The following is a 12,020-nucleotide window of genomic DNA, read 5'->3' on the forward strand; positions in this document are numbered from 1 at the left end:
GGGTGCGGTCGGAGTCGCACTTGGTCCTTGCTCGGAATGGAATTGCTCCTTAGTATGTGCTAAGAAACGTTGAGGAAACGGCCCAGGAAATGATGAAAGGAAGCCCAGGATTCCCAGGGCGCGGGCAACCCGCGTCGAGGCAGCCGGCCTGACGGCCGGCGCCGTGGGCGATGGAAGGTGGCGACCGCGCGGGGCGCGGCGCCGGGCATGCCGACACAGGACGGGACGGGCGAGACCCGGTTGCGGATGATCTCGCGCCAAGTCGCCCCGCACGATCGACCTTTCGGCGCGCCCTCGCGCCGGGCCTTTTAGTAAACAGAGGTTGAAGTGATCGGTCAGACCACGCGTGAGAACCCGCTCAAACTCGGCAAGTTCGACCTGGCGACCTCGGCCCGATGGCTGGAGGCGCGGATGCGGCACCCCGTCCGCCGCGGAGCCCTCAGCCCTCGCGAGAATGCCCTGGCGGAGCGGATCAAGATGCTCAAGCGGGAGGCCGGATCGCACTCGCCGAGCGCCCCCACGATCATCAAGCTGATCCCCGAGCTGCGGCTCCGCGTGGATGCCTGCTTCCTATCCAACCCCTATGCCACGGGCCTCTTCCTGGAGTACCTCCAGCGCGAGGTGATCCGGACCGGGAAGCTCCGCAAGCTGCTGGAGTTCTACCCGTCCCAGAATCGGGTCATCGCCGGCAAGCTCAGCCGGGCCATCGGCGTGCCGACGGACCATCTCTTCATCGGCAACGGTGCCGTCGAGATTATCCAGGCGATCATGCACCGATTCGCGGGCAGCAAGATCCTGGTGAATCTGCCGACCTTCTCCCCCTACCACGAGTTCGCCCGGCCGGACACGCAGGTCGTCTTCAACGTGCTCGACAAGGAGAATGACTTCCGGTTCGACCCGGCCGCCTACATCGAGAGGGTGAAGCGGGAGAAGCCGGACACGATCGTCCTGATCAACCCCAACAATCCCGACGGCGGCTACATCCCCTACGCCACCCTCGTCCGGATGCTGGAGGAGCTGCGGGACGTCCCCAACATCATCCTCGACGAGAGCTTCATCCACTTCGCCTGCGAGGGGGACGACTACGCCTTCCGGAGCCTCGGCGGCGAGGTCGATCGGTTCCCAAACCTGATGGTCGTGAAGAGCATGTCCAAGGACTTCGGCGTCGCCGGCATCCGCGCCGGGTACGCCGTGATGGCCCCCGGCCGCGTCCGCGAGCTGCTCGACAACGGCTTCCTGTGGAACTCGTCCGGGCTGGCCGAGTATTTCTTCGACCTCTATTCCCGCCCCGACTTCCTGGTGGAGTACGAGCGCAAGCGGGTGCACTACATCCGCCACTCGCGGCGGTTCTTCAAGGCCCTCTCCATGCTCCCGGGCCTGTACGCCTACCCGACCAGCGCCAACTTCATCCTGGTCGAGCTCCGCAACGGGATGACCGCCGAGGATCTGGTCTGCCGCCTGCTGGTCCGCCGCGGCATCTACACGCGGACCTGCGACGACAAGAAGGGCCTGGAGCCCGGCAAGTTCCTCCGGGTCGCCTCCCGCACCCGATCCGAGAACCGGTTCGTCCTCCGGGCCTTCAAGGACCTGCTCCGCTGAGCGACTTCGGCCGGGGGCGATCGGATCGAGATCGGGATCGAGGCCGTCGCATCGCCGCCCGCGGGCGGCCCGAGGGGCGCGGACGCCCGCGGAGTGCCGGCCGCGGATTCGGCTCCTTGCGAGGAAGCAGGCGATGGACTCATCAGTCGATCTCTCGCTTTCAACGTCCGCATCGATGGCGACCGTCGCCGCCGGGGTGGCCTGAGTCAACGACCGATTAGTATCGCGACCGACATCGGTCGGCAAGGGTTCCTCTCCTCGCCGTCGCGACGGGGCACGAGGCCGGCGCCTCCCGCTCCGGCCGCAGAACGACGCGATCCGCCCGGTCGAGAGGACCGGGCGGATCGGGAAGGATCTCGATGTCGGGCGGGCCATTCGTCCGTCAGCGGGTCGTCTTCGTCAGCTTGCCGTTGGTCCAGGTGTAGACGGTCGTCACGCCGGTCAGCGTGTCGACCCACGTGTGGGTCTGGTCCTGGATGGCGTCGGTGACGCCGGTCGCCCTGTTGGTGATCGTCAGCGTCGGGGCCGACAGCGAGGTCGCGTCGTAGTTCTGCCAGAGCGAGATGCTGCCGCTGGCCCCGTTCTGCGTGTCGGTCAGGAAGAGGGTCGTCGCGAACTGGTTCGGATAGACGATCGGCCCGTCCGAGTTGTCGCCGTCGAGCGAGCCGAGGCTGACCGGCTGGGTCGCCCTCCCGGTGAGGGTCATCGTGGCCGAGTTGGTGCGGACCGTGTAGCTGTACGAGGCCGTCACGCCGTCGAGGCTCACCTGCTGCGTCATCACCGGGCTGATCCGCGTGGAACCGGTCCCGACGTAGTTCACCGGCTTGGCGCTGTTGTACTTCGGATGGGCAAGGTTGTCGTTCCTGGCGAACGCGTTGTTGTCGGCGATCCCGGTCATCCCGCTGCCGGTGCCGATGACGTTGTTGGAGCTGGCCGGGCCCACCTTGCCCATGATGTCGGGGGCCGTGGTCGCGGTGTTGGCGTAGATGTCGTTGCCCGTCAGGGTCGCGGCGAACGTGCTGTCCAGGGCGTAGCCGCCGCCGTACTGGGCCGTGTTGGCGGTGATGGTCGAGCTGCTGATGGCGGAGGCCACCGTGCTGTTGTCCCAGATCGCCCCGCCGCCGATCGCGGTGTTGTTCCGGAAGGTGCTGCCGGAGATGGTCATCCTCGCATTGTTGTAGACCGCCCCGCCGTACTTCGTCGAGTTGCCCGAGAACGTGCTGTTGACGATGTTCAGCGTGCCGCTGTAGTTGTTCACGCCGCCGCCATAGTTGTAGGCCGCGTTGTTCTTGATGGTGGAGCCGGTGACGGTCATCGTGCCGTAGTTCACCGCGGCGCCATTCGTGCTGCCGGAGACGGTCACGCCGGACAGGGTGAGCGTCCCGTTGTTCTCGAAGGCGCGGCCGGGGGAGTTCTTGAACTCCAGGTTCCGGATGGTCACCGTCGAGAGCGAGTCCACCCGGATGCTGTTGCCGCTGGAGAGCTTCGCCTTCGCCAGGTCGATCGTCACGCCCGACTGGCCGTTGAAGGTGATGCCGTGGACGTTCGAGAGCTCCGGCAGGGCGCTCTGGAGGACGACATTCTTGTTCGAGCCGGTGATGGCGAAGTTGATCGTGGCGGCGTCCGAGGCCGAATCGGCGGCGATGATCGCCGCGCGGAGCGACCCGGCCCCGGCGTCGGCGATGCTGGAGACCGTGAAGCTCGAGAGCACCTGGCGGCCTTCGAGCGACTCCATGCCCAGATGACGGCGGGCGACGTTGCGGCGGGCGGAATCGCGGCGGGCGGTCATCAGCTTGAGCAGGCTCATCGTCATCCCCTTTGTTCCTGGCGTTTCCCTGGTCATCTCGTCTCGTCTCTTCGGGCGGCCCCGGCCGCACCGGACGAGAGGTAGTCAGGCCGTTTCCCGGGAACCTGACAGCACGCCGGGAAATTTCTCCGGGCCGGATCGACGGGCGCCCGACCCGCCGGCCATCCGGGCCGTTGAATACCGCCCCGCCCTCCGATAACCTGGCCCTCTGAACACGAGAGTCATTGCCGCTCGGCAGGGGGCGGAACGAGGTAACCATGACGCGCGACGACATCGATCATCGACCGACCCGGCGGACCTTGCTCCGGAGTGCGACGGCCCTGGCCGGGCTCGCGGCATTGCCGCGCGGCGTGCTCGGGGCGACCCCTCCCAGCCCCAACTCCGTCTTCGGAGGGGTGCACGTCGGCACCAACACCTACAGCTACCGCGGCGAGCGGGAGACGGCCGAGGACACCCTGAAGGCCCTCCTCGAGGACGGCCTGAGCGAGGTCGAGCTCAAGGCCGCCACCATCCGGTCCTATCTCGGCATGCCTCCGGCCGCGAGGTCCGGCGCGAAGCCGAGCCGCCCCTCGGACGCCCGGCGCCAGGCGTATCTCGCCCGCGCCGCCGAGCTCCGCGCGATGTACAACGGCAACGGCGTCAACATCCACATCCACAAGCTCGAGTTCGGGCCGACCGACGAGGACATCGACTTCAACTTCGAGGTCGCGAAGGTCCTCGGCTGCAAGGCCATCACCACCGAGCGGAACGACGCGCTGGCGAAGCGCCTGGCCCCGTTCGCCGAGAAGCACCGGATCTGGGTCGCCTTCCACAACCACACCGAGAACACGCCGGCGATCGACGCGGTCGATCCGCTGACCCGCGCCGGCGACTTCATCGGCTTCAACTTCGACATCGGCCACTACGTCGCCGGCACGAAGGGCAAATCGCCGATCCCGGTCCTCGAGAAATACCACGCGAAGATCGTCAGCCTCCACCTCAAGGACCGCACCGCCGCGGGCGGCAACCTCCCCTGGGGCCGGGGCGAGACCCCGATCAAGGAGGTCCTTCGGCTCCTCAAGCGGGAGAAGTGGCCGATCTACGCCGACATCGAGCTCGAATACCCGATCCCGAAGGGCTCCACCGCCGTGAAGGAAGTCGCGAAGTGCGTCGCCTACTGCAAGGAGGCCCTGGCCTGAAGGAAGGCCGGCGGCTCAATCCGCCAGCAAGACCTCGTAATAGAACGCCCTGTCCTTGCCCGTATCGATCGTGAAGCCATTGCGCGTGGCCGGTGCCCGCCGGCCGGTCGGCTGGCCGTCGTGGTCCAGGACGTTCACCCGCTCGACCCGACGGCGAGCGAACGTGACCTCGGCCCGGACCGGCTCCAGCAGGATTGGCGCCTTGCCGTTGTCCACGATCGTCTTCTGGTCGAGCGTCAGGATCCGGAAGCCCGTGTTGGCGTTGCGGGCCAGCGCCGAGACCAGCACCCGACGGCCGCGGGCGATCGTGCCCGTGGGCTCGGCGGCCGTGAGGAGGATCGACGCATACGGCGTCCTCGGCGCGATGGTCACGTCGCCGAGCTCGAGCGGCTTCCCCCCCGCGAAGCCCACGTAACCCTGCGTCCCCGGCGTCCGGATCGCGATCAGGCCGCCGCCGCCGGTGTCCCACGAGAGCTGGCCGGTCGCGGAGACCAGCGCCGTCCCCCTGCGATACCGCGACAGGTCCGGGATCGTGCTCGATTTCGACTCGGTCGTGAACTCCACCTCCGCCCGCCCCACGGCCAGCGACTCCGCGGGGACCGATCCGGTGAACGTCTTCACGTCGGCCTGCTGGGCGATCGTGTCCGAGAACGAGAACTCGCCCCGGGCCAGGTCCTGCCCGCTCACCCGCCGCACCGAGAGCACCGGGCCGGCCTTCACGTCGCCGCGGTGGACCATCCGGGCCAGGATCGGGTACTGGCCGATCTGCGTCGGGACGTCGGCGTTCCAAACCCCGAAGGGCTGGTTGCCGGCCAGCATGCTCGCCGGGTCGATCCGGTTCGACGTGGACTGGAACTCGTACGACGCGTCCCAGCCCTGCAGCCCCATGCCGTACGCCGCCATGATCACCGGACCCTCGGCGCTATACAGCGAAGGATAGACATGAATCCACTCCGACACGCCGAACGGCTTCCCGGCCACCTGCTGGAGGCCGCTCGAGAAATAGCCGCCCCCGGGCGTGGCGAGCATCGTGTCCCGGAATCCCTCGCCGAAGTAGTTGTGACGATCGATGTACCCGACCAAGTCGTCGGATCGGAGGTTGTAGTAATGGGGCAGCATGCTGGGCGCCTGCCACGGCGAGCCGATCAGCGGCCCGCGGTACCCGGCCTTGCGAATCGCCGCGGCGAACTTGCCGTAGAAGCGGTCCTGCGTCTCGTGGAGTAACGCGGCCGTGTCCAGCAGCCGGGTGCGATCGCCCCCCTTCGCCCGCGGCAGGTGGCCGTCGCCGTAGAACCACGGATTCATCTGGAGGCCGACGCTCGCGTCCTCGAGCCGCTCGTCCGACTTCAGGACGCCGGCCCACGCCTCCGCCAGCTTCTCCTGCTCGCCGTACTTCGCCTTGAGCCACTCGGCGAACCGCCGCTGGAGCTGCTTGCGGTACGTCGGGAAGTCGTTGTAGGCCGATTCGGACGTGTAGAAGAAGATGTCGTCCTCGTTCTGGAGCTCGATGAAGCTGAGCGCGGGGTCCTCCGCGTAGGTCTTCCCCGTGTACGGGTTCCGGTGGCCCAGGAGCCTCACGACCATCTCGATCATCAGGTCCTGCACGTCCTCCGCCCAGTTGATCACGCCGTAGGTGTCGCCCCCCTTCTTCATCAGCTCGTCGAACCCGGAGATCCGCGCCCGATCGCCGGGCCGGACCGTGAAGTGGTACGTATGCGACCAGCCGTAATAGATGCCGCTCCCGGCGAGCCGGCTGGCGAAGTAGTCGAGCCGGTCCAGGCCCTCGGGCTTCATCTCCACCGCGGTGTCCGTGCCGCCGATTCCCGCCCAGTCCGCCCCCGTGAACTTGTGCAGGCGCACCGCGTTGACGCCCAGCCCGACGAACCGCGCGGCCGTGGCATCGGCGTCCTCCTTGCTGGGGGCGCAAAGGGCATACGAGAGGTTCGTCCCCCAGAACCGGATCGGGGTGCCGTCCTCGAGCACGAACGAATCCCCCTTGATCCGGACGCCCCCGCGCCGGCCGGCCGGCTTCTCCAGCCAGTCCGCCAGCCCGATCGCGGAGCGGTCGAACGCGCCGGCCGTCCGGAAGGGGAACCAGTCGGGGCCGGGGACGACGGGCGATAGCTTCTCCAGGTCGCGGGCATTCGTCAGCAGCAGGGCGTCGGCCGGGAAGGTCCACGTCAGGCGGGCCCGCGTCGTGCCGGCCTTGAGCGTCTCCGCGGCCAGCTTGATCCGCAGGTCGCCGTCGCTGCCCACGACCAGCGGCGGATCGGCCGCGACCTTGACCGGGCCCTTCCAGCCCGGGCTCGTGACCTCGATCTCCCGCGCCGTCCCGAGCTCGGCGATCCCCGCCGGCAGCTCCTTCCGGGCCGAGCCGCCGTCGGCCCGGCCCAGGGCGACCGTCGCATGACGGCCCGCGGGCACGCCCAGCGTGGCCACGATCTGGGTGATCGGCACCGATCGGTCCGAGGTCAGCGCGTACTCGAAGACCACCGTCCGGGGTCCGCCCGAGTGGACGTCCAGCCCCACGGTGACCTTCGCCCCGGCGATCTCCAGCGGGACCGACATCCGGAGCCGGTCGCCCCCGGCCCGGGCGTTCGCCGAGATCGGCAGCCAGCCCCAGTTCGGGCCCCATCCGACCACGCCCGTGGTGAGAACGACCTCGTCCCCCGAGACCACCCGGAACCCGAACGAGTTGTCGGGATTGACGACGACCTTCCAGGCCTCGCCTCGAGTGGCCGAGGCCGGGGCCGTCAGGCCCGTCAGGAGGAGAAGTGCCACGACTCGAAGCCGGCGACTCGGTCTCATGCGCTGCGCCCTCGCGGTAGGGCCGGACGCCTCATCGACATCGAGGCCCGGTCCGGATCGTGTTGTCCCCGAACGGCCGCCCCTCCCCCTGGTGGTTTACCGGATCCGCCGGGCCGAGACAACGCGCCGGCGGCGGGATCGTCGCGGATGCCGACAGGATCAGGCAAGACTTCTGGAGGATCGTTGCTTCTCGACACCCGGGGGCGGCCCGATAATGCACATCCGGAGCCGGCCGGCGTGGCGACGGATGACATGGCCTCGCATCGCGATCGAGGTCTCCGCGTCGGCTCGCGAGCGTAGCGGTTGGATCACGGGTCCGCGAGAACCACGACATGTACCGAGCCAGAGCGTATTCCGCCTCCAGTTCGACGTCGCCGCTGGCGTCGGACACCATCGCCCGGCGCGAGCCGACCGGGCGCGACGTCCAGATCGAGATCCTCTATTGCGGGGTCTGCCATTCCGACCTCCACTACGTCCGCGACGAATGGCACGACGCCATGCCCGCGGTCTACCCGTGCGTGCCGGGCCATGAGATCATCGGCCGCGTGACGAGGACGGGCCCGGACGTGGGTGCCCTCCGGGCGGGCGACCTGGTCGGCGTCGGCTGCCTGGTCGACTCCGATCACGACTGCCCGAACTGCCGCGAGGGCCTCGAGCAGTTCTGCCCGAACATGGTCCTGACGTACGGATCGCCGGACTCGCACGGGACGGCGCCCGTCACCTACGGCGGCTACTCCGACAGCGTCGTCGTGGATGAGCGATTCGTCGTGCGGATCCCCTCCAACCTTGACCCGGCCGCCGCCGCGCCGCTGCTCTGCGCCGGGATCACGACCTATTCCCCCATGCGGCACTGGCGGGTGGGCCCGGGGAAGAAGGTGGGCGTCGTCGGGCTCGGCGGCCTCGGCCACATGGGGGTGAAGTTCGCGCATGCCCTCGGCGCCCACACGGTGGTCTTCACCACGTCCGAAAGCAAGCGGGACGATGCGATCCGGCTGGGCGCCGACGAGGTGGTCCTCTCGAAGGATGCCAACCGGATGAAGGCCCACGCCGGGAGCTTCGACTTCATCCTCGACTGCGTCTCCGCCAACCATGACGTGAACTCCTACATCAACCTGCTGACCCGCGACGGCAATCTCACGCTGGTGGGCGCCCCGGAGAAGCCGCTCCCGGTGGCGGCCTTCGCGCTCATCTTCGGCCGCCGGAGCCTCTCCGGCTCCCCCATCGGCGGGATCGCCGAGACGCAGGAGATGTTCGACTTCTGCGGCCAGCACCGCATCACCTCCGACGTCGAGGTCATCCCGATCCAGAAGATCAACGAGGCCTACGACCGGCTGCTCCGGTCCGACGTGAAGTACCGCTTCTGCATCGACATGGCGTCGCTCCGGTCGGAGTGATCCTGGCCCGCCACCCAGGCCGGCGAACATCGGGGCGAAGCCCAGGGGACGGGCCGGCCAAACTTGGTCGAGCCCGGCCCCTTCCCTTTCAACGGCCGGTCGCATTCGGCCGCACGATCTCCGCGTAGACATCCGGGCGCCGCTGCGGCCGATTCCGGCTATTCTGCCGGGCCTTCCGGATCCGTTGCAGGTCGATCGTGGCGGTGATGTAGCTCTCCTTCGGTTCCGTGCAGGCGGCCAGGATCTGGGCGGGCCACTGGCCGATCATGGTGCCCGACCCATACGCCTGGTTGGTGGCGATCATCGCCACCTCGTCCTGGAACATCGCCGACCTGACGAGGAAGTCCTCGACCGGCCCCTTTCGGCCGTTGATCCAGACCAGAACCTCGGCGCCCCGGAGCGAGAGGATGCGGGCCGACTCCGGGAACCAGCCGTCGTAGCAGGTCAGGATGCCGATCCGGCCGAAATCCAGGTCGAAGACCGGGAAGTCGTCGCCCCGCTTCATCATCCATTCGGGGTCGTTCCGCAGGAACCAGTCGAGGTCCTTGCCCTGCGGGGGTTTCGACCAGGGGGGCTGGCCCTCGTGGTGGTCCACGGCGGCGTGCACCTTGCGGTACTTCCCGGCGATCTTCCCCGACCGGTCGAACAGGAGCGCCGTGTTGGCGAACGATCCGTCCTCGAAGACCTCCCAGCAGCCGACGATCACGTGGATCTTGCCCGCCGCCGCCGCCCGCGCGATCCGCCCCGTCTCCGCGCCCGGGACGGCGATCCGGCCCAGGAGGTATTCCGGGAAGACCACGAGCTGCGCCCCGTCCCCGGCCGCCCTGGCGATGAAGCGTGCCACGACCTCGCTCGGGTCGAAGCCGGCGCGTGGCAGGTCGGTCTTGTCGTAGCCGAGCACCTGGACCGCCGCCACCTTCACCTCGGCCGGCCTGGCGGGCTCATCGGCCCGAACCACCGGGGTGGGGAGCAGCAAGGACCAATACAAAGACAGCACCATCATTGAATTCGACTGAATTCTCACCGGCGATTCTCCCTCGTCTCCGTGATGAGTCACCGCGGGCGCACTCCGATCCTCCGAAAGTCCACGACCGCGCGGTCGTTCCCATCTCGTCTCCGCGCCGCGTCTGGGGAATTGTCTCAAATCGCGACGGCGGGTGTTGAGTTTCGGCGAGATTCGCCGGGGATTCCGTGCCGTCGCAGGCTGCCGAACCGCCCGCTTGATCGAGCGGATGCAATGTCCGATCATGTGTTTGTAATTGCCTTTCACCTCTCACCTCGACTCCCGGAGAACGGCCCATGGGAGACATCTTCCGGATTTACTTCAAGGACCTGGTGCGGATCGACCCCGGCGACCCGAACGACCCGCTGACCGCGATCACCTTCAACACCTCGTCGTTCTGGGGTGAGGGGACGGCTTACATCCTCGGGTGCGGGGTGAAGCGATGGTACGACGCCATCTGCGACCCGGAGCGCGAGCCGGAGGCCGTCCGCCCCGAGGGCGATTCGATGAAGACCCTCGCACCCAAGGCGAAGAAGGACGACCCCGACGAGCTGATCTACCCGCCCTCCGCCTTCTCCTCGACGAAGATCATGAAGCCGAAGGCCCCCTACCCCAAGACCCGGTACACGTCGTCCGACTTCTGGTGGAATCCGGACCGGAGCGCGGTCACGGGCGATTCCGTGCTCATCTACTGCCTGCGGCTCCAGTCGGACAGCCTCATCGCCAAGGACGACAAGTCGTTGAGGAGCAAGCTCGGCGGCGGCGGGACGACTCACGCCGGCGCCAACGGCACCATCTCCGAGATCTACGTCCAGGACGTGCTGACCTCCAACGGGATCGGCAACATGCAGGCCCTGATCAACGTGGCGTTCCACGAGACGATGCACAACAAGCTCAAGATCGGCCAGGGCCTGCACGCCGACAAGGGCCTCGCGGCCGACCGCAACATGCCCGACGACACCCTCAACGACACCAATATCCGGAAGATGCGCGGGGCGCTCGAGCAGATGGTCGTCCAGGACACGCGGTTCCTCTGAGCCGGTGGACCGGGCCACCCGGGTATTCCGCCGGCAGTCAACGCGCGGACTCTCCGGGCGGCCGGGCGGCAGGCCGCGGGATTGAGCGCTTATTACCCCGGCAAGGAAGTTGATCAAGCTCACGGATATCGAACGGCCTCCTGAATCCCCCCACGCTCGGGGACGCGAAATCCGGCTCTCCCCCTTACGAAGGGGGAGTTGGAGGGGGTGCTTGGTGCCGGCCAGGGCGATCGAATTCACCCCCCTGAATCCCCCCTTCGTAAGGGGGGAAGTGAATGCGGGCCGGCTTCCCTGTCAGCGGTAAGAGCCCTATCACGGTGATCTTCTTCCTTGCCGAGGTAATATCCATCCTCGCCGACCGACGGCCAGTGATCGGGGAGCTTGGACGGGTGGGTACTGAGGCGCGTTCTGGCCTCGCGGATCGGCACGGGAATCGCCAGCGCGTCGCGTTCGTGGACCAGGAAGTTCCGGTATTCGCGAACCTCGTGGATCAGTTGCATATCGCCAGTAGGACTTCCAGGCCGTCTCGAACACGGCCCAGAGTCGGATCAGGTAGGTGCCTTCGAGCTCATCGACGGCCGCGGTAAGGTGATGGGGCTGCGTCCCCTCCGGAAGGCGGGCGTGCGCCGTCAGGACGTCGACCTGATAACGCGCGAGGGCCGCGGCGACGACGCGATGCTCGAAGACTGTGTCATGCATCTCGTGGAAGACGTCATAGAGTTCAGGCATGAGGAGATCTTGCGAGGTCGTCCAGGAGATCGCGGAGGGCCTCTTCATCCAGCGAGAGTCGTCCCGCCATCGCATCCGCGCCCGCGGTGGACGGGGGCGGGGGCGGCGACGGCACGCGGCGGACGAACCATCGCCCTCCTTCCCGATGGAGGCTGGCCACACTTTCGTAGGCCGGCATCCGGAAGAACTGCACCAACCCCTCGGCGCCTGGTGCTTGGCGGGCGACGGGGACCACGGAGATCTCGGCATCGCCGCGATCGAGGATCAGGACAGGGACCTCGTAGCGGCCGACGGCCTTCTCCACCAGGTGCTTGCGAGCCAACCGGGATCGCCAACCCAGGGAGCCGGCCCAGTCCCGGATGCTCCCGAAGAGCTCGTTCAGGCCATCCCGCCAGCGCGCGACGTCCGCCGCCACGTCGATCGTCGTGGATTCCGAGGTCGCCATCGCGAGGTCACCTCCGGGCT

At 67.8% G+C, this 12,020-nt stretch carries 8 protein-coding genes; 4 read left to right on the top strand and 4 right to left on the bottom strand.

Annotation, left to right across the window (positions count from 1 at the left end; translation table 11 throughout):
- The first annotated feature begins 327 nt into the window (after positions 1-327).
- The gene (locus G6O54_RS20405) at positions 328-1,599 is read left to right on the top strand and encodes a pyridoxal phosphate-dependent aminotransferase (RefSeq protein ID WP_205678948.1); all 1,272 of its coding nucleotides are present in this window, start codon (positions 328-330) and stop codon (positions 1,597-1,599) included.
- A gap of 382 nt (positions 1,600-1,981) precedes the next feature.
- On the opposite strand, the gene G6O54_RS20410 is transcribed toward G6O54_RS20405, so the two are convergent.
- Entirely contained in the window at positions 1,982-3,412 is a 1,431-nt protein-coding gene (locus G6O54_RS20410; RefSeq protein WP_165227515.1) for a right-handed parallel beta-helix repeat-containing protein, read from the bottom strand.
- 251 nt (positions 3,413-3,663) lie between these two features.
- Between G6O54_RS20410 and G6O54_RS20415 the strand changes: the two genes are divergently transcribed.
- Positions 3,664-4,584 (top strand): sugar phosphate isomerase/epimerase family protein, encoded by a 921-nt coding sequence (locus G6O54_RS20415; RefSeq protein ID WP_165227516.1) that lies wholly within the window; start codon positions 3,664-3,666, stop codon positions 4,582-4,584.
- A 15-nt stretch (positions 4,585-4,599) separates the two neighbouring features.
- Here the strand turns inward: G6O54_RS20415 and G6O54_RS20420 are convergent, their stop codons facing one another.
- On the bottom strand, positions 4,600-7,392 hold the full coding sequence (locus G6O54_RS20420) for a hypothetical protein (RefSeq protein WP_165227517.1): 2,793 nt from the start codon (positions 7,390-7,392) through the stop codon (positions 4,600-4,602).
- A gap of 332 nt (positions 7,393-7,724) precedes the next feature.
- On the opposite strand from G6O54_RS20420, the gene G6O54_RS20425 reads away from it, so the two are divergent.
- Entirely contained in the window at positions 7,725-8,786 is a 1,062-nt protein-coding gene (locus G6O54_RS20425) for an NAD(P)-dependent alcohol dehydrogenase (RefSeq protein WP_165227518.1), read from the top strand.
- Between the two features lie 88 nt (positions 8,787-8,874).
- Here G6O54_RS20425 and G6O54_RS20430 read toward each other — a convergent pair whose 3' ends face one another.
- A complete protein-coding gene (locus G6O54_RS20430) occupies positions 8,875-9,810 on the bottom strand; it encodes a carbon-nitrogen hydrolase family protein (protein ID WP_165227519.1) in 936 nt (311 codons plus the stop codon).
- A gap of 275 nt (positions 9,811-10,085) precedes the next feature.
- Here G6O54_RS20430 and G6O54_RS20435 point away from each other — a divergent pair, with 275 nt between their 5' ends.
- Positions 10,086-10,826 carry a hypothetical protein gene (locus G6O54_RS20435; RefSeq protein WP_165227520.1) on the top strand — a complete coding sequence of 247 codons (741 nt, stop codon included), beginning with the start codon at positions 10,086-10,088 and terminating at the stop codon, positions 10,824-10,826.
- A gap of 721 nt (positions 10,827-11,547) precedes the next feature.
- Here G6O54_RS20435 and G6O54_RS20440 read toward each other — a convergent pair.
- Complete coding sequence (locus tag G6O54_RS20440; RefSeq protein ID WP_165227521.1) at positions 11,548-12,000, bottom strand: hypothetical protein; 453 nt, start codon at positions 11,998-12,000, stop codon at positions 11,548-11,550.
- Positions 12,001-12,020 lie beyond the last annotated feature (20 nt).

Source organism: Aquisphaera insulae, assembly GCF_011064615.1.
GTDB classification, from domain to species: domain Bacteria; phylum Planctomycetota; class Planctomycetia; order Isosphaerales; family Isosphaeraceae; genus Aquisphaera; species Aquisphaera insulae.

Excerpts from the sequence above, each read along its gene's own strand:
- G6O54_RS20410 (WP_165227515.1), bottom strand. The coding sequence starts at position 3,412 with ATGACGATGAGCCTGCTCAAGCTGATGACCGCCCGCCGCGATTCCGCC.
- G6O54_RS20440 (WP_165227521.1), bottom strand. The coding sequence starts at position 12,000 with ATGGCGACCTCGGAATCCACGACGATCGACGTGGCGGCGGACGTCGCG.
- G6O54_RS20420 (WP_165227517.1), bottom strand. The coding sequence starts at position 7,392 with ATGAGACCGAGTCGCCGGCTTCGAGTCGTGGCACTTCTCCTCCTGACG.
- G6O54_RS20415 (WP_165227516.1), top strand. The coding sequence starts at position 3,664 with ATGACGCGCGACGACATCGATCATCGACCGACCCGGCGGACCTTGCTC.
- G6O54_RS20425 (WP_165227518.1), top strand. The coding sequence starts at position 7,725 with ATGTACCGAGCCAGAGCGTATTCCGCCTCCAGTTCGACGTCGCCGCTG.
- G6O54_RS20435 (WP_165227520.1), top strand. The coding sequence starts at position 10,086 with ATGGGAGACATCTTCCGGATTTACTTCAAGGACCTGGTGCGGATCGAC.